The sequence below is a fragment of the Streptomyces sp. NPDC059092 genome, assembly GCF_042756365.1.
Lineage (GTDB): Bacteria > Actinomycetota > Actinomycetes > Streptomycetales > Streptomycetaceae > Streptomyces.
This window is the reverse complement of sequence record NZ_JBHZEJ010000020.1, coordinates 1-17,888: the sequence shown is the minus strand read 5'-3', so window position 1 is coordinate 17,888 and position 17,888 is coordinate 1. Positions and strand designations below refer to the sequence as shown.

13 protein-coding genes are annotated in these 17,888 nt (G+C 71.9%); 4 read left to right on the top strand and 9 right to left on the bottom strand.

Features of this window, described 5'->3' with window-relative positions:
- Positions 1-3: 3 nt before the first annotated feature.
- The 9 genes from murG to rsmH all read right to left on the bottom strand — a co-directional run bounded on the left by murG (position 4) and on the right by rsmH (position 11,770).
- The gene (gene murG, locus ACFXPL_RS14600) at positions 4-1,098 is read right to left on the bottom strand and encodes an undecaprenyldiphospho-muramoylpentapeptide beta-N-acetylglucosaminyltransferase (RefSeq protein WP_384917938.1); all 1,095 of its coding nucleotides are present in this window, start codon (positions 1,096-1,098) and stop codon (positions 4-6) included.
- Between the two features lie 6 nt (positions 1,099-1,104).
- Positions 1,105-2,541: a putative lipid II flippase FtsW gene (gene ftsW / locus ACFXPL_RS14595; RefSeq protein WP_384917935.1), complete on the bottom strand. Its 1,437-nt coding sequence runs from the start codon at positions 2,539-2,541 to the stop codon at positions 1,105-1,107.
- Positions 2,542-2,681: 140 nt separating this feature from the next.
- The gene (murD, locus tag ACFXPL_RS14590; protein ID WP_384917932.1) at positions 2,682-4,088 is read right to left on the bottom strand and encodes a UDP-N-acetylmuramoyl-L-alanine--D-glutamate ligase; all 1,407 of its coding nucleotides are present in this window, start codon (positions 4,086-4,088) and stop codon (positions 2,682-2,684) included.
- The gene (gene mraY, locus ACFXPL_RS14585; RefSeq protein WP_384917929.1) at positions 4,085-5,155 is read right to left on the bottom strand and encodes a phospho-N-acetylmuramoyl-pentapeptide-transferase; all 1,071 of its coding nucleotides are present in this window, start codon (positions 5,153-5,155) and stop codon (positions 4,085-4,087) included. The genes murD and mraY overlap by 4 nt, the downstream gene beginning before the upstream one ends.
- On the bottom strand, positions 5,152-6,582 hold the full coding sequence (gene murF, locus ACFXPL_RS14580) for a UDP-N-acetylmuramoyl-tripeptide--D-alanyl-D-alanine ligase (protein WP_384917926.1): 1,431 nt from the start codon (positions 6,580-6,582) through the stop codon (positions 5,152-5,154). The genes mraY and murF overlap by 4 nt, the downstream gene beginning before the upstream one ends.
- Entirely contained in the window at positions 6,579-8,336 is a 1,758-nt protein-coding gene (locus tag ACFXPL_RS14575) for a UDP-N-acetylmuramoyl-L-alanyl-D-glutamate--2,6-diaminopimelate ligase (protein ID WP_384917923.1), read from the bottom strand. The genes murF and ACFXPL_RS14575 overlap by 4 nt, the downstream gene beginning before the upstream one ends.
- Positions 8,337-8,353: 17 nt before the next feature.
- Positions 8,354-10,324 (bottom strand): peptidoglycan D,D-transpeptidase FtsI family protein, encoded by a 1,971-nt coding sequence (locus ACFXPL_RS14570; RefSeq protein WP_384917920.1) that lies wholly within the window; start codon positions 10,322-10,324, stop codon positions 8,354-8,356.
- Between the two features lie 4 nt (positions 10,325-10,328).
- Entirely contained in the window at positions 10,329-10,817 is a 489-nt protein-coding gene (locus ACFXPL_RS14565; RefSeq protein WP_384917918.1) for a cell division protein FtsL, read from the bottom strand.
- Positions 10,814-11,770 carry a 16S rRNA (cytosine(1402)-N(4))-methyltransferase RsmH gene (rsmH, locus tag ACFXPL_RS14560; RefSeq protein ID WP_384917915.1) on the bottom strand — a complete coding sequence of 319 codons (957 nt, stop codon included), beginning with the start codon at positions 11,768-11,770 and terminating at the stop codon, positions 10,814-10,816. Before rsmH ends, ACFXPL_RS14565 begins: the two co-directional genes overlap by 4 nt.
- A 280-nt stretch (positions 11,771-12,050) precedes the next feature.
- Here rsmH and ACFXPL_RS14555 point away from each other — a divergent pair, with 280 nt between their 5' ends.
- The 4 genes from ACFXPL_RS14555 to ACFXPL_RS14540 all read left to right on the top strand — a co-directional run bounded on the left by ACFXPL_RS14555 (position 12,051) and on the right by ACFXPL_RS14540 (position 17,749).
- Complete coding sequence (locus tag ACFXPL_RS14555) at positions 12,051-12,677, top strand: beta-class carbonic anhydrase (RefSeq protein ID WP_384917912.1); 627 nt, start codon at positions 12,051-12,053, stop codon at positions 12,675-12,677.
- A gap of 232 nt (positions 12,678-12,909) precedes the next feature.
- Positions 12,910-13,968 carry an AAA family ATPase gene (locus ACFXPL_RS14550; protein ID WP_384917909.1) on the top strand — a complete coding sequence of 353 codons (1,059 nt, stop codon included), beginning with the start codon at positions 12,910-12,912 and terminating at the stop codon, positions 13,966-13,968.
- Positions 13,968-15,326, top strand: a complete 1,359-nt coding sequence (locus tag ACFXPL_RS14545; RefSeq protein ID WP_384917906.1) for a DUF58 domain-containing protein — start codon at positions 13,968-13,970, stop codon at positions 15,324-15,326. The genes ACFXPL_RS14550 and ACFXPL_RS14545 overlap by 1 nt, the downstream gene beginning before the upstream one ends.
- Positions 15,323-17,749 carry a DUF3488 and DUF4129 domain-containing transglutaminase family protein gene (locus ACFXPL_RS14540; RefSeq protein ID WP_384917904.1) on the top strand — a complete coding sequence of 809 codons (2,427 nt, stop codon included), beginning with the start codon at positions 15,323-15,325 and terminating at the stop codon, positions 17,747-17,749. The genes ACFXPL_RS14545 and ACFXPL_RS14540 overlap by 4 nt, the downstream gene beginning before the upstream one ends.
- The last annotated feature ends 139 nt before the right edge of the window (positions 17,750-17,888 follow it).

Sequence of the window (17,888 nt, the reverse complement as noted above, 5' to 3'; positions counted from 1 at the left end):
CGCCTACGCCCTTCGGCGTGCGGCGATCGCCTCGTACACCATGCCGACCAGCAGATCGTCGGCGTCCCTGCGGCCGAACTCCGCTGCCGCGCGCGACATCTCGAACAGCCGGTGCGGATCGGCGAGCACGGGGAGCACCTGGCTCTGGATCCACTCCGGTGTCAGTTCCGCGTCGTCGACCAGCAGTCCGCCGCCGGCCTTCACCACCGGCTGGGCGTTGAGCCGCTGTTCGCCGTTGCCGATGGGCAGCGGGACGTAGGCGGCGGGCAGTCCGACGGCGGAGAGTTCGGCGACGGTCATCGCGCCCGCGCGGCAGAGCATCATGTCGGCCGCGGCGTACGCGAGGTCCATCCGGTCGACATACGGTACCGGGATGTAGGGCGGCATACCGGGCATGTTGTCCACGCGCGGCATTTCGTTCTTCGGGCCGACCGCGTGCAGGATCTGGATTCCGGAGCGCTGCAGCACGGGGGCGATCTGCTGGATCACCTCGTTGAGCCGGCGCGCGCCCTGCGAGCCGCCGGAGACCAGCAGCGTCGGCAGGTTGGGGTCGAGCCCGAAGGCGGCGCGCGCCTCGGGGCGCACCCGGGCGCGGTCGAGGGTGGCGATGGTGCGGCGCAGCGGGATGCCGATGTAGCGGGCGTCACGCAGTTTGCTGTCGGGGGTGGAGACGGCCACCGCGGCCGCGTACCGCGAGCCGATCTTGTTGGCGAGTCCGGGCCTGGCGTTGGCCTCGTGGACGATGATCGGTACCCCGCGCCGTTTGGCGGCGAGGTAGCCGGGCAGTGCGACATAGCCGCCGAAGCCGACGACGCAGTCCGCCTTGGTGCGCTCCAGGATCTGCTCGGCGGCCTTGATGGTGCCGCGCAGCCGCCCCGGAACGGTGATCAGTTCGGGAGTGGGCCTGCGCGGCAGCGGTACGGCGGGGATGAGCCCGAGTTCGTATCCGCGCTCGGGTACGAGTTTGGTCTCCAGTCCGCGCTCCGTGCCGAGGGCCGTGATCCCCACGGTGGGGTCCTGCCTGCGCAGGGCATCCGCGAGGGCGAGCGCGGGCTCGATGTGGCCGGCGGTCCCCCCACCGGCGAGTACGACATGCACCGAAATTCACCGCTCTCCGGACGGACGCTTCTTGACGCGCCGTCTCATCGTCTTCCAACTCACCCCGCGCCGCTTCCTGCCGAAGACAGGCTGCCGCATGGCCAGGGCCGCCTTCGCGGCGGGATCCTCCCGTGCGAACGCGATCAGCAGCCCGACCGCGAACATCGCCGGAAGCAGGGCCGACCCTCCGTAGGAGAACAGCGGGAGCGGGACTCCGGCGATCGGCAGCAGGCCGAGCACCGCACCGATGTTGATCACGGCTTGCACCGTGATCCAGGTGGTCACACCTCCCGCGGCGTACCTCACGAAGGGGTCCTCCGTGCGTCCGGCCACGCGAATACCCGCATAGCCTAGAGCCGCGAACAGTGCGAGTACCGACAGCGTCCCCGCCAGCCCCAGTTCCTCCCCGGTGATGGCGAAAATGAAGTCGGTGTGCGGTTCGGGCAGTTGACCCCACTTTTCCACACTCGCGCCGAGGCCGGAACCGAACCATCCGCCGGAGGCGAGGGCGTAGATTCCGTGGACCGCCTGCCAGCACTCCCCTTCGGGTCCCAGATCCTTCGCGGCGATGCAGCCGAACCGGTCCAGCCGGTTCTGACTGGTCTGGATCAGCATGACGCCGATCAGCGCGGCGACCCCGAGGACACCGGCGAAGAGCCGGGTGGGGGCGCCGGCCAGCCAGAGCAGCCCGAAGAGGATCGCCGTGAGGATGATCGCGGTGCCCATGTCGCCGCCGAGCATGATCAGTCCGAGCAGCAGGAAGCCGCCGGGGACCAGCGGCACCAGGAGATGTTTCCACTGGGTCAGCAGCCGTTTGTCGTTCTTGCGGGCGAGCAGGTCGGCGCCCCACAGCACGAGGGCCAGCTTGGCGAACTCGCTGGGCTGGAGCTGGAACGGGCCGCCGAGGTAGATCCAGTTCTGGTTGCCGTTGACGGACCGCCCTATCCCGGGGATCTGCACGAGCACCATCAGGAAGACGCTGGAGACCAGCATGGGGTACGAGAGGGCCCGGTGGAGCTTGACGGGCATCCGGGCGGCGGCCCAGAGCAGCCCGGCGCCGAGGATCACCGCGAGGAACTGTTTGCGGAAGAAGTAGGTCGCGGGCAGCGAGTTCTGGAGCGCGTAGATCATCGACGCGGAGTAGACCATCACGAGGCCCAGCACGGTGATCAGCAGGCCGCTGCCGAGGATCAGGTAATAGGCGGTGAGCGGTCGGTCCCAGGCACGCCTCAGCCGCTCGTAGAGGCGTCTGACGCGGGCGCCGCGGGGCGGGCGGGGGGTGCGGGCCCCCGCGGCGCCGCGCCGGGCCGCGGGCCTGCGTACGGGGGCGCCCGGCGCCCTGCCGCGGAGTGCGGGCACTCCGCCGAGCGCGGGCACCGCCGCGAAGCCCCAGTGGGTCACCGCGGGCTCGCGTTCCCGGTCCGCGGTGTCGTCGGCCGGCATCTGTCCCCTCCAGTCGTGCCCGGCGCGGCCGTCACGGCTGTCGCGGAGGTCGCGGCGTTCGGCGGGCCGGGGCGTGTTCGGCGGGGCCGCCGCTGCCGCGGCCCCGGGAACAGTTCAGCACGGCGCGGGGGCCGGACCGGTCAGGCGTGCTCATCCAGGGCGTGTACGGCGTCGGCGAACGCCTCGCCCCGCTTGTTGTAGTTGACGAACATGTCCATCGAGGCACAGGCGGGGGCCATCAGGACCGTGTCCCCCGGCCGCGCGAGGCGCCCCGCTTCGCGGACCGCCGCCGACATCGCCCCAGTGTCCGTCCGGTCGAGGTCCACGACCGGGACTTCGGGGGCGTGTCGCGCGAGCGCTTCGCGGATCAGGGCCCGGTCGGCGCCGATCAGGACCACGCCGCGCAGCCGTTTCGCGGCGCCTGTGACGAGTTCGTCGAAGGAGGCACCCTTGGCGAGGCCGCCCGCGATCCAGACGATCGGGTCGTACGCCGCGAGGGAGGCCTCCGCGGCATGCGTGTTGGTGGCCTTGGAGTCGTCGATGTACGTGACGCCCCCGATCTCCGCGACGCGCTCGATCCGGTGCGGGTCCGGGTGGAACGCGCGCAGTCCGTCGCGTACGGCGGCTGGTTCGACACCGTACGCGCGGGCGAGGGCCGCCGCGGCGAGCGCGTTGGCGATGTTGTGCGGGGCCGGCGGGTTCACGTCGGAGACCTGGGCCAGTTCCTGGGCCTGCTCGCGGCGGTTCTCGACGAAGGCCCGGTCGACCAGGATGCCGTCCACGACGCCCAGTTGGGAGGCGCCGGGGGTGCCAAGGGTGAAGCCGATCGCCCGGCAGCCCTCCTCGACGTCGGCGGCACGCACCAGGTCCTCGGTGGCCGGGTCGGCCGCGTTGTAGACGCAGGCGACGGTGTTGCCCTCGTAGACGCGGCCCTTGTCGGCGGCGTACGCCTCCATCGAGCCGTGCCAGTCGAGATGGTCGGGGGCGAGGTTGAGGACGGCCGCGGAGTGGGCGCGCAGGCTCGGCGCCCAGTGGAGCTGGTAGCTGGACAGTTCGACGGCGAGGACGTCGTACGTCTCCTCGCCGGTGACGGCGTCCAGCAGGGAGACGCCGATGTTGCCGACGGCGGCCGTGCGCAGCCCCGCGGCGGTCAGGATCGAGGCGAGCATCCTGACCGTCGTGGTCTTGCCGTTGGTGCCGGTGACGGCCAGCCAGGGGGGCGCCCCGGGCCCCCGCAGCCGCCAGGCCAGTTCGACGTCGCCCCAGATCTCCACGCCGGCCGCCGCGGCGGCCGTGAAGAGCGGTTTGCCGGGCTGCCAGCCGGGGGCCGTGACGATCAGCTCGGTGGCCTCGGGCAGGGTCGCCCCGTCGCCGAGGCGCACCGTCACGCCCAGCTTCTCCAGCTCGGCGGCCTGGGCGCGGGCCCGCTCGTCGTCCGTGTCGTTGACGACGGTGACGACGGCGCCGAGTGCGTGCAGCACCCGGGCCGCCGGGATCCCGGAGACCCCGAGACCCGCGACGGTGACCCGCTTGCCCTGCCAGTTCACTTCTCTGCCGCCCAGCCCGCGTAGAAGAGTCCGAGACCGACGATGACGCACATGCCCTGGATGATCCAGAAGCGGACCACCACCAGGACTTCCGACCACCCCTTGAGTTCGAAGTGGTGCTGGAGTGGCGCCATCCGGAAGACGCGCTTGCCGGTCATCTTGAAGGAGCCGACCTGGATGACCACCGACATGGTGATCATCACGAAGAGGCCGCCGAGGATCGCCATCAGGAACTCCGTGCGGGAGCAGATCGCCAGACCGGCGAGCGCGCCGCCGAGCGCGAGCGACCCGGTGTCCCCCATGAAGATCTTGGCGGGTGAGGTGTTCCACCACAGGAAGCCGAAGCATGAGCCCATGAGGGCGGAGGCGACGACCGCGAGGTCGAGTGGGTCTCGTACCTCGAAACAGGCGTTGGGGTTGGTCAGGGTCAGCGCGTTGGCGCAGGACTCCTGGAACTGCCACAGCCCGATGAACGTGTACGCGCCGAAGACCATCACCGAGGCGCCGGTGGCCAGTCCGTCCAGACCGTCCGTCAGGTTCACGCCGTTGGACATGGCGAGAATCATGAACAGCGCCCAGACGACGAACAGCACGGGGCCGATCGACCAGCCGAAGTCCGCGACGAACGACAGCTTGGTGGAGGCCGGGGTGTTGCCCCGGTAGTCGGCGAACTGGAGCGAGAGCACCGCGAAGGCGATGCCGACGATGAGCTGGCCCGCCATCTTGGCCTTGGCCCGCAGCCCCAGCGACCGCTGCTTCACGATCTTGATGTAGTCGTCGAGGAACCCGACGAGCCCCATCCCTCCCATGAGGAACAGGACGAGCAGCCCGGAGAAGGTCGGGGACTCACCGGTGATGACCTTCGACAGGGCGTACGCGATGAGCGTCGCCAGGATGAAGGCGATGCCGCCCATCGTGGGCGTGCCCTTCTTGCTGCCGTGGGTACGGGGGCCGTCGTCCCGGATGAACTGCCCGTACCCCTTCCTCGCCAGCAGCTTGATCAGCAGCGGAGTGCCGATCAGGGTGAGGAAGAGCCCGATGGCTCCCGCGAAGAGGATCTGCCTCATCGGCCGGCGACCTCGCCCTCGGTGGCGTTCTCCAGCAGTGCCTGGGCGACCTTTTCGAGGCCGACCGACCTGGAAGCCTTCACCAGCACGACGTCTCCCGGACGCAGTTCACTGCGCAACAGGTCGATCGCCGCCCGCGCGTCGGACACGTGCACCGACTCCTCACCCCACGAACCCTCGTTGTAAGCGCCCAATCGCAGCCAGGACGCTTCCCTGCCCCCGACTGCCACGAGCTTGCTGACGTTGAGCCGGACGGCGAGCCGTCCGACCGCGTCGTGCTCGGCGAGCGATTCGTCACCCAGCTCGGCCATCTGCCCGAGCACCGCCCACGTACGGCCCCCCTCGGCCCGTGAGGCACCACCCATGGCGACCAGCGCACGGAGCGCCGCTCTCATGGATTCGGGGTTCGCGTTGTAGGCGTCGTTGACGATCGTCACGCCGTCCGAGCGCTCGGTGACCTCCATACGCCAGCGGGAGAGGGTCCCCGCCTCGGAGAGCGCCACGGCGATCTCGTCGACGGACATGCCCAACTCATAGGCGACGGCGGCCGCGGCGAGCGCGTTCGACACGTGGTGCTCACCGTACAGCCGCAGCATCACCTCGCTGCACCCGGAGGGTGTTCGAAGGCTGAACGCGGGCTGTCCGGTGGCTGTGAGGCGGACGTTCTCTGCCTGTACGTCTGCTTCGCCCGACTCCCCGAAGAGCACGACGCGCGCCTTTGTGCGCGACGCCATGGCGCGAACCAGTGGGTCGTCGGCGTTGAGCACGGCCACACCGCCGTCGGCGGCGGACGGCAGCGACTCGACCATTTCGCCCTTGGCCTGGGCGATCTGTTCCCGGCCGCCGAACTCGCCGATGTGCGCGGTGCCGACGTTCAGGACGAGTCCGACGGTGGGCGGGACGAGTCCGGTGAGGTAGCGGATGTCCCCGATGTAGCGCGCGCCCATTTCGAGCACGAGGAAGCGGGTGTCCTCCTCGGCGCGGAGCGCGGTGACGGGCAGCCCGATCTCGTTGTTGAGGTTGCCGTCCGGCCAGACCGTGGGGCCCGCGCGCCGCAGGAGCTGCGCGATCAGGTCCTTGGTGCTGGTCTTTCCGGCCGAACCGGTCAGCGCGACGGTGGTGGCGCCGAGACGCTTCACCACGGTGCGTGCGAGGGCGCCGAGGGCCTGGACGACATCGTCGACGACGATGGCGGGCACACCGACGGGGCGGGTGGCCAGGACGGCCACCGCGCCCGTCTCGACGGCGCGCCGCGCGTAGTCGTGGCCGTCGACACGGTCGCCGGCGAAGGCGGCGAAGAGACCGCCCGGCTCGACGGCGCGGGAGTCGTACACGACGGGTCCGGTGACAAGGACGGCCGGATCCGGTATGTCGTGCGGCTGCCCGCCGACGATGGCGGCGATCTCGGCGAGGGAGAGGGCGATCACTGGGTCATCCCTGACTGTTGTTCTCGTTGCGGGGCGCGGGACTGCGGGCTCTGCTCGCCGGGGTCCGCGTCGTGGCGCAGGGAGCGTTCGATGGCCTCGCGCAGGACCTGGCGGTCGTCGAAGGCGCGTACCACTCCGGCGACGTCCTGACCCTGCTCGTGGCCCTTGCCCGCCACCAGTACGGTGTCGTCGGCCCCGGCGCGTGCGACGGCCGCGGAGATGGCGGCGGCCCGGTCGGAGTCGACCAGGACGTCACCACGCTCGTGGACCGGCACCTCCGCCGCGCCCGCGAGCATCGCGGCGAGGATCGCCAGCGGGTCCTCGCCGCGCGGGTTGTCGGAGGTGAGTACGGCGGTGTCGGCGAGGCGCGCGGCTGCGGCGCCCATGGGCCCGCGTTTGGTCTGGTCGCGGTCCCCGCCACAGCCGAGGACGATGTGCACCTTGCCCTTGGTGACCTTACGCAGGGAACGGAGCACCGATTCGACGGCGTCCGTCTTGTGCGCGTAGTCGACGACGGCGAGGTACGGCTGTCCGGCGTCCACGCGCTCCAGCCGTCCCGGTACGCCGGGGACCGCGGCGATGCCGTCGGCGGCCGTCTGCGGGTCGATCCCGGCGACGGCCAGGGTGACGATCGCGGCGAGGGTGTTGGCGACGTTGAACGGTCCCGGCAGCGGCGCCTCCGCGGTGACGCGCTCGCCGCGCGGGCCGACGGCGGTGAAGGTGGAGCCGTGCGAGCCGACCTGGACGTCCTCGGCGCGCCAGTCGGCGTCGGGGTGGCCCTCGGCGGAGAACGTCGTGACGGGGACGCCGGACTCGCCGGTGAGCCTGCGGCCGTAGGTGTCGTCGATGTTCACGACGCCGGTCCTGCTGCGCTCAGGGGTGAACAGCCGCGCCTTGGCCTGGAAGTAGTCCTCCATGTCGGAGTGGAACTCCATGTGCTCCGGGCTGAGGTTGTTGAAGACGGCGACGTCGAAGACGCAGCCGTCGACCCGGCCGAGCACGAGGGCGTGGCTGGAGACCTCCATGGCGACCGAGCGGACACCCCGTTCGCGCATGACCGCGAAGAGCGCCTGGAGGTCGGTGGCCTCGGGGGTGGTGCGCTCCGACTTGAGGCGCTCGTCCTCGATGCGCGTCTCCACGGTGCCGATGAGGCCCGTACGGTGGCCGGCGCCGCGCAGTCCGCCTTCGACGAGGTAGGCCGTGGTGGTCTTGCCCGAGGTTCCGGTGATGCCGATCTGGAGCAGATCGGTGCCGGGGTTCCCGTAGATCGCGGCGGCGAGTTCGCCCATGCTGCCGCGTGGGTCGGGCACGGTGAGGACAGGCAGTCCGGTGGCGGCGGCGCGGTCGGTGCCGGAGGGATCCGTGAGGATCGCCACGGCTCCGAGGTCGGCGGCCTGGCCGGCGAAGTCCGCCCCATGGAGCCGGGCGCCGGGGAGCGCGGCGTACACGTCCCCGAGGCGCACGGCGCGCGAGTCGTGGGTGATCCCGGTGGCTTCGCCGGGTCCCGCCGCCGTGGCGCCCGGTGCCTCGGTGCCCAGCCGGGCAGCCAGCTCGGCGAGGGAGGTCGGGCGGACCCGGTCCGGACGGGGCGTCCCCGGAGTGTTCACAGGGGCGTCCTTGGAGGGGGTTCGGTACTGATCAGCTTGTGGCACGGCGGTGAGCGTACCGGGGTGGGCGGGCGCCGGGCCACGTGAGGCGGGCTGGTGCGCGGGCGGTTCCGGGTGGTTCCCGGAACCGGGGGTGATCGTTGTCACTGGGACTTTCCCTGGGGTCACTCGCCGGGTTTGAAGCTGACCGGCAGCCGGGCGGGTTTACTGCCGGTCGGTTCGACCCGCAGTGTCTTGAGAGCGAACTCCATGACCTTCTTGTAGATGGGGCCGCAGATCTGTCCGCCGAAGTAACTGCCGCTCGTGGGGTTCTGAATGGCGCAGTAGACGGTGATCTGCGGGTCGTCGGAGGGTGCGAACCCGGCGAAGGAGGCGGTGTAGCCCTTGTAGACGCCGAGTTTCGGGTCGACCCTGTTGGCCGTACCGGTCTTGCCCGCGATGCGGTAGCCGGGGACCTGGGCCTTGGTTCCGGTGCCCTCCACGTCGGAGACGACCGACTCCAGCATGGTGGCCACCGTCTTGGCGGTCTTCTCGCTGACGACCCGGGTCTTGCGGGGTGCGGGCGCGGCGGTGAAGCGGTTGTCGGGGCCGTTGGTGCCGCGGATCAGGGTGGGTTCGGTCCGTACGCCGCCGTTGGCGATGGTCGAGTAGACCGAGGCGGCCTGCATGGCGTTGAGGGAGAGCCCCTGGCCGAAGGGGATCGTGTACTGCTGCGAGGTGGACCAGTCCTGCGCCGGGGCGAGGATGCCGCGGGTCTCGCCCGGGTAGCCGAGGCCGGTGGGCTGTCCGATGCCGAACTTGTCGAGGTAGGAGTGGAGCACCTTGTTGGCCTCGGGCTGGGTCTTGCCGAGCTGCCCGGTGGCCAGGATGGTGCCGATGTTGCTGGACTTGGCGAGGACGCCGTTGAGCGTCAGGTACCAGGTGGGGTGGTCGATGTCGTCCTTGAAGAGCCGGTCGCCGCGGTGCAGCCGGTTGGGGACGACGACATGGGTGCCGGGGGTGGCGGCCTCCTCCTCCAGGACGGCGGCCATGGACATGACCTTGGCGGTGGAGCCGGGCTCGTACACGTCCTGGAGCGCCGCGTTGCCCATGGAGGCGGAGTTGGCCTGGGCGAGGTTGTTGGGGTCGAAGCCGGGGGCGTTGGCCATGGCGAGGACCTCACCGGTCCTGGTGTTCTGGACCACCACGTAGCCGCGGTCGGCCTTGGACTCCTTCACCTGGTCGGCGATGGCCTGCTGGGCCGCCCACTGGATGTCCCGGTCGATGGTCAGCTCGATGTCCGAGCCAGGTACGGCGGGGGTCTCGCGGGAGGTGGCGGTGGGGACCCGGCGTCCGCCGGACTGGGCGTAGGTGACCTTGCCGTCCTTACCCGCGAGTTCCTTGTCGAGCATGGACTCGATGCCGCCTCCGCCGCGCCCGGCGGCGTTGACGTATCCGAGTATCCCGGCGGCGAGGTCACCGTTGGGGTAGACCCGCTTGCTGCTGGTCTCCTGGAAGACACCCGCCAGGACGCTGACGCCGCCGTCGGCGGACTTCCGCTTGCTCGCCTTCTCGGCGAGCACCCGCTTGAGGTCCTTGATCTGGTTCCAGACCTGCGGGGTCTGCCGGCGGGCCAGCACCGCGTAACGGGACTTGGGGGCCTTGAGCTTCTTGACGAGTTCGCCGGTGTCGGCGCCGAGGATCGGCGCGAGCAGCGCGGCGGCCTGTTCCGGGGCGTCGGGGACCTTGCTGAAGTCGGGGGTGAACATCGACGGGTCGGCGGTGACGTCGTACGCGTCGTCGCTGGTGGCGAGCGCGACGCCGGAACGGTCGGTGATCTGGCCGCGCTCGGCGGCGATGGTGTGGCTGAGGTAGCGGCTCTTCTCCGCCTTGCCGGCGTACGCGCTGGCGTCGACGGCCTGCACCTGGAGCAGCCGTACGACGAACACCAGCATGACGAGCGTCAGGCCGAGGCCGACCAGCCGGAGCCGGGGGCGGGGGCTGCCGAGCTGGATCCTGTGCGGGCCGCGGGAGCCGTTACGGGGCCGGCGCGGCGCGGGGCGGGCGGCCGGGCGGGACGGGGTGCGGGGGCGTCCGCCGCTGCCGGAGCGCGCGGGGTTCGGGACCCGGCGGCGTGGTGGTTCCTTGGGGGGCACGGGGTCACCTGCCGGAGGTCGTCGGGGCCGGCGTGCCGGATGCCGGTGCGGGGGACGGCGGGGTCTCCTCCACGGCGGAGGGCCGGGGGGAGAGCTGTGCGGAGGGCTGGGCCGACGGCAGACCCTCGGCCGCGCCGGGGACGCCGCGCACCGTACCGTCCGGGTCGAGGAAGGCCGGGCTGCCGCCGGGCACCATGCCCAGCTCGCGGGCGCGCCGCTCCAGCGCGTACGGGGCGGAGAGGTCGTCCACGTCCCGTTGCAGCGCCTGCTGTTCGTCGGTGAGGTCGGTGGTGCGTTTCTTCAGGTCGGTGAGCCGGAACGACCCTTCGCTGAGGGCGGAGTTCAGCAGCAGCAGGGCGATCAGGCCGCCGCCGAGGAGCAGCACGACCAGCAGGACGAAGGGGGTGCGGGCCGCCGAGCTGTTCCCGGCGGGCAGCACCTGGGCGAGGCGTGCGGCCCGCCCCTTCAGTTGCCCGCCCGGCCCCTTCGTCACAGGACGTCCTCCCGGATCCGCTGCGCCCCCCGCAGCCGGGCGGGGGCCGCGCGGCGGTTCTCCGCGACCTCTTCCTCGGTGGGGAGTTCCGCGCCGCGGGTGAGCAGCTTCAGCCGGGGCTGGTAGCGCTCGGGGACGACGGGCAGGCCGGGCGGCGCCGTGTTGGCGGCGCCGGCCGCGAAGACCTGCTTGACCATGCGGTCTTCCAGCGAGTGGTACGAGAGGACGGCGATCCGGCCGCCGACGGCGAGGCTCCGCACGGCGGCGGGGACGGCCTGTTCCAGGACGGGGAGTTCGCCGTTGACCTCGATGCGCAGGGCCTGGAAGGTGCGCTTGGCGGGGTTGCCGCCGGTGCGCTTGGCGGCCTGCGGGAGGGCGTCGCGGATCAGCTCGACGAGCCGGGCGCTGCGGCTGAAGGGCTCCTTGTCGCGCTCCTTGACGACCGCGGACACGATGCGCTTGGCCTGCTTCTCCTCGCCGTAGGCGCGCAGGATGCGGACCAGTTCGCCGGGCGGGTAGGTGTTGAGGACCTCGGCGGCGCTGACGCCGGTCGTCTGGTCCATCCGCATGTCGAGCGGTGAGTCCTGGGCGTACGCGAAGCCGCGGTCGGCCTCGTCGAGCTGCATGGAGGAGACGCCGAGGTCGAAGAGGACGCCCTGGACGCGCGGGATGGACAGCCGGTCGAGCACGTCGGGCAGTTCGTCGTAGACGGCGTGCACGAGGGTGGCCCGGTCGCCGTAGGGCGCGAGGCGCTCGCCGGAGAGCCGCAGCGCCTCCTGGTCGCGGTCGAGCGCGACGAGCCGTGCGGCGGGGAAGGTGGCGAGCAGCGCCTCGCTGTGTCCGCCGAGGCCGAGGGTGCAGTCGACGACGACGGCTCCGGGCTCGGCGAGGGCGGGGGCCAGCAGGTCGAGGCACCGCTGGAGCATCACCGGTACATGCCGGACCTGGTTCATGCGCCCTCTCAAGTACGGACGGTCGTACGTACCACCGAGCGGGAAGGGGCCGAGCCGCACGTACGCCGCGTTATGCGGGAAAATTCGGGATGCGTTCTGGCACGTGTTCAGGGTGTGTCCGTGAACTTCGCGCCACTTTAGTCCACGCCTCCCGGTGGTTCCGGGCCACCCGGACGGTCAGCGCGTCGCGGGGTGTTCGGGCCGTCGGTCCGCGAACGCCGATCTTCACCTGTTCGGCCGCAGCCGCTCGGCCCTGTGGGTTAGCTCACACCAGGCCGCGATGGCGTTCTTTGTCCCCTCCCACAGGGGGCTTCCCCCGGCGGTGACGACTAACGTCACAGGTATGCCGACCTCCGCACATCTCCCCGCAGAGCCCTCAGGGGCCCCCGCCGGTGCGGCCCGCACCGGCGGCACCGTCACCGACCGCCTCGTCGACGCGAACGGTGAGTACGCCGCCGGATTCAGCGATCCGGGCATGGACGCGCGCCCCGTGCTCCAGGTCGCCGTGGTCGCCTGCATGGACGCCCGGCTCGACCTGCACGACGCGCTGGGCCTCTCGCTCGGCGACTGCCACACCATCCGTAACGCGGGCGGTGTCGTCACCGACGACGTGATCCGTTCGCTCACCATCAGCCAGCGGGCGCTGGGCACGCGCAGTGTCGTGCTGATCCATCACACCGGCTGCGGTCTGGAGAGCCTCACCGAGGAGTTCCGGCACGAGCTGGAGATGGAGGTCGGCCAGCGTCCGGCGTGGGCCGTGGAGGCGTTCCGTGACGTCGATCAGGACGTACGGCAGTCGATGCAGCGCATACGAACCTCGCCGTTCCTTCCGCACACCGACGACGTCCGCGGCTTCGTCTTCGACGTGAAGACCGGGCTGCTGCGGGAAATCGACCCCGCGAGCTGAGCAGGACCGCCGCCCCCGTACGTATGGAACGGGGGCGGCGACCGGCCCCGAACAACAGCAAAGCAGACATAACCCACCGACTTATCCACAGGCGGATGACACGAAGCGGTAACGGCAACGAGAATGCGTGGGGGACACCGCTCCGGGACCTTCCGGAGACGGTGTCCGTGTTTCGGGGAGGGCCGGGCCGTCTGATGGGCGTCGGCCCGTTGAAAGGGCCGAGGAGGGCCGGGTGACGACCTATGACGATCGAGCGAGCCTCACAGATCTGACCACCACAGCGGAGCGTGTGCGCGCATCGGTGGAGGGTGTGATCGAGGGCAAGCCTGAGGTCGTACGGCTTTCGCTGACCGTGCTCCTCGCCGAGGGCCATCTTCTGATCGAGGATGTTCCCGGCGTGGGCAAGACCATGCTGGCCAAAGCGCTGGCGCGCTCCATCGACTGTTCGGTGCGGCGTATCCAGTTCACGCCCGATCTGCTGCCGTCGGACATCACCGGGGTGTCGATCTACGACCAGCAGCAGCGGGACTTCGAGTTCAAACCGGGTGCGATCTTCGCGCAGATCGTGATCGGCGACGAGATCAACCGCGCCTCGCCCAAGACCCAGTCGGCGCTGCTGGAGTCCATGGAGGAGCGCCAGGTCACCATCGACGGGCACACCTACGAGCTGCCCAGCCCGTTCATGGTGGTGGCGACCCAGAACCCGGTCGAGATGGAGGGCACGTACCCGCTCCCGGAGGCGCAGCGCGACCGTTTCATGGCCAGGGTGTCGATCGGGTACCCGAGCGCCGAGGCCGAGTTGCAGATGCTGGACGTGCACGGCGGGGTCTCGCCGCTCGACGACCTCCAGCCGGTGGCGCACGCCCATGACATCATCAAGCTGATCGACGCCGTACGGGCCGTCCATGTCGCCGAGTCCGTACGGCGGTACGCGGTCGAGCTGGTCTCCGCGACCCGTACGCACGCGGATCTCAGACTCGGCGCCTCACCGCGCGCCACGCTCCATCTGCTGCGCGCGGCGAAGGCCGCCGCGGCGCTGGCCGGTCGGGAGTACGCGCTCCCCGACGACGTGCAGTCGCTGGCGTCGGCGGTGCTGGCGCACCGGCTGCTGCCCACGGCCCAGGCCCAGTTGAACCGGCGTACGGCGGAGCAGGTCGTCCAGGACATCCTGCAGCGGACGCCGGTGCCCACGGCGGACGGCGGCCGGACCACGGTGGGCCGCCCGGCGGCCGGCGGGTCCGCGAGTCCCGGCACGCTCTTCGGCCAGCAGTCCGGCGTCCGGCGGCTGTGATGGCGTCCGGGGGGCCGACCGCCGGGGACGGCGAGGAGAAGGGCGGGGCGCGGGCCGCCCTGTCCGGGCTGACCACTCGCGGCCGGTCGTTCCTCGCGGCCGGCATCGCCGCCGCCGTGTGCGCCTATGTGCTCGGCCAGTCGGATCTGCTGCGGGTGGGGCTGCTGCTGGCCGTGCTGCCGCTGATCTGCGTGGCGGTCCTGTACCGCACGCGCTACCGGGTGGCGGGCAGCAGGCGGCTGGCGCCCTCGCGGGTCCCGTCGGGGTCCGAGGCACGGGTGCATCTGCGGATGGACAACGTCACGCGGCTGCCCACCGGGCTGCTGATGCTCCAGGACCATGTGCCGTACGTGCTCGGGCCGCGCCCCCGCTTCGTGCTGGACCGGGTGGAGCCGGGGGGCCGCCGTGAGGTGTCCTACCGGGTCCGCTCCGATCTGCGCGGACGCTATCCGCTCGGGCCGCTCCAGCTCCGGCTGAGCGATCCGTTCGGGATGTGCGAGCTGACCCGCTCGTTCAGCGCGTTCGACATCCTCACGGTCATCCCGCGCACCGAGCCGCTGCCTCCGGTGCGGCTCGCGGGCGAGGCCTCGGGCCTCGGCGACGGGCGTCAGCGCTCGCTGGCGCTGGCCGGTGACGACGACGTGATCCCGCGGGAGTACCGCCACGGCGACGATCTGCGCCGGGTGCACTGGCGCTCCACGGCCCGTTACGGCGAGCTGATGGTACGCCGGGAGGAGCAGCCGCAGCGGGCGCGCTGCACGGTCCTGCTGGACACCCGGCGGATCGCCTACCAGGGCTCGGGGCCCGACTCGGCCTTCGAGTGGGCGGTGTCCGGCGCGGCCTCCGCGCTGGTGCACATGCTGGAACGGGGCTTCGCGGTAAGGCTGCTGACGGACACCGGCGGTTCGGTGCCCGGCGAGGGCGCGGACGGCTTCGCGGGGGCCACCCAGGACTCCGCGGACGCGGCCGGGCTGATGATGGACACGCTCGCGGTCGTCGACCACTCCGACGGAGCGGGCCTCTCGCGCTCGTACGACGTGCTGCGCGGCGCCACCGAGGGGCTGCTGGTGGCGTTCTTCGGCGATCTGGACGAGGAGCAGACGGCGGTGGCCGCCCGGATGCGGCAGCGCAGCGGCGCGGCCGTCGCCTTCGTACTCGACTCCTCCGGCTGGACGCAGGGTCCGAGGGACGGCGCCGAGGCCGACCAGCGGCTGCGGCAACTGCGCGAGACGGGGTGGACGGCACTGGCCGTGCCGTCCGGGGCGGCGCTGCCCGACCTGTGGCGGCAGGCCGGCCGCCAGCACGCGGAATCGGCCGTCGCGGGCGGTACGACAGGCTTCTCCGGAGGATGGTCATGAGCGGTCACGGAAGGCTGGCGCTGTGTGCCTTCGCCGCCACGCTGATGGCGGCGGGCGCGCTGACCCCGCTGGTCGAGTCGCCCACCTGGCTGGTGCAGTGCGCGTTCATGGTGGGCGTCGTGAGCGGGGTGGGGGCGCTGGCCCGGCGGATTCCGCTGGCGCGGGCGCTGACCGTCGTTGTCCAAGCGGTCACGGTCCTGCTGCTGCTCACCCTGGTCTTCACCAAGGAGCAGGCCCTGTTCGGCTTCGTGCCGACGCCCGACGCCGTCCAGGAGTTCGGCCGGCTGCTGACCTCGGGCGGCGACGACGTCGGGCGGTACGCGATACCGGCCCCGGCGACCGAGGGCATCCGGCTGATGCTGATCGGCGGGGTCCTGGTGATCGGGCTGGCCGTGGACGCGATCGCGGTGACCTTCCGCAGCGCCGCCGCGGCCGGGCTGCCGCTGCTCGCGCTGTACTCGGTCGCCGCGGGGCTCTCCGGTGGGGCCGGGGGGTGGCTGTGGTTCCTGCTGGCCGCCACCGGCTATCTGCTGCTGCTCCTGGCCGAGGGCCGGGACCGGCTCTCGCAGTGGGGCCGGGTCTTCGGGGGCGCACCGCGCCCCGCGGGCCGGTTCTCGTCGGTCTTCGATCCGAACGGGCGGGCCCCGGTGCGTACGGGCCGCAGGATCGGTGTGGTGGCGCTGGGCGTCGCGCTCGCGGTCCCGGCGGCCCTGCCCGCGCTGGACGGCGGGCTGCTGGCCGGCGCGGGTGTCGGGAACGGCTCGGGGGTGGGCGGCGGGGGCACGATCTCGGCGGTCAACCCGCTGGTGTCGCTCCAGGACAACCTGAACCAGCCGGAGGACCGCGAGGCGCTGCGCTACCGGACGAACGCGAAGGAGACGCAGGACCTGTATCTGCGGATCATGGCGCTGGACAAGTTCGACGGCACGTCCTGGCGGTTCTCGCAGCGCGGCGTGGAGGACGTTCCCGGCACCCTGCCCTCCGCGCCCGGGCTGCGGAGCGAGGTCGGCACCACGGAGATCAGGACCACCATCTCGGCCGCCGGGTGGTACCGGCAGAACTATCTGCCGATGCCCTACCCGGCCTCCAAGGTGAAGATCGACGGGCGCTGGCGCTTCGAGCCCACGGGCCGGACGCTGGTGGGCGACCGGGGCCAGTCGACGCGGGGTGCGCGCTACGAGGTCACCAGCCTCCAGGTGACCCCCAGCAGGCAGCAGCTCGCCTCGGCGCCCGCCGCCCCGTCGGCCCTGCTCCGCGAGTACACCCAGGTGCCCTCGGTACTGCCGGAGGTCGTCAGGGCGACGGCGCGGGAGGTCACAGCGGGGGCGGCGAACGACTACGAGAAGGCCGTCAAGCTCCAGGACTGGTTCGCGCTGGACGGCGGCTTCACATACAACACGGCCGTCGACTCGGGCACCGGCGTCACGGCGATCACCCGCTTCCTGCAGAACAAGGAAGGCTTCTGCGTCCACTTCTCCTTCGCGATGGCGGCGATGGCCCGCACGCTGGGCATCCCGGCGCGGGTCGCGGTGGGCTTCACCCCGGGCACCCCGCAGTCGGACGGCTCGATGTCGGTCGGCCTGCGGGACGCGCACGCCTGGCCCGAGCTGTACTTCGAGGGGGTCGGCTGGACCCGCTTCGAGCCGACGCCGAGCCGGGGCAGCACCCCCGACTACACCCGCCCGGAGGCCCCGACCGACACTCCGAGCGACGCGGCCAGTGAGGGCACCGACACCTCGGCCGCGCCGTCCACGGAGCCGTCGTCCTCGGAGAGCTGCCCGGCGGAGGCCCGGCGACTGGGCGAGTGCGGCCCGGCGGCGGACGCGGGTGCCCTGCCCCCGGCGGATCAGGGCACCCCGGCGGGGACCGTGCTCGCCGTGGTGGCGGGCTCGCTGGCGGTACTGCTGCTGCCGCTGCTGCCCCTGCTGTGGCGGACACGGGTCAGGGCACGGCGGTTCGGCTCCGGCGGGCGAACGCCGGAGGACGCCACGGCCAGGACGCTCGCGGCCTGGCGGGAAGTCACCGATACAGCGTGGGACCACGGCGTACCACCGGACGAGTCACAGACCCCCAGGAAGACGGCCGGGCGGATCGTCCGGCTGGGCGGCCTCGACGGCGAGGCGGCCGAGGCGGTGCACCGGGTCGCCGGATCCGTGGAGCAGGTGCTGTACGCGCCGGTGCCCCGGCCTGGCGTGGGGCTCGCCGAGGACGCCCGGCTGATCCGCCAGGGCCTGAGCGCGTCGGCCGGACGGTGGGCGCGGCTGCGCGCACTGCTCGCGCCTCGCTCGTCCGTTCGGGTGATCTGGTACCTGGCGGAGCGGTGGCGTACGGTCGCCATGCGCTGGACGGACCGCCGCCTGGAGCTGACCCGCCGGGTGGCCCTGGCCACGGCGCGCCTGCGGCCGTCGCGGCAGCGGGGCTGAGCCGGGACAGGGCCCGGGAGGGCGAGCGGGACGGACATGGCTGAGGGGCGGACGCGTGTAGCGGCCGCCCCCCACCCCAGCTGTGCGGGGCGTGCCCGGGCGCGGGGTGTGTCGTATAAAAAACTGAAGCGGCCGACGA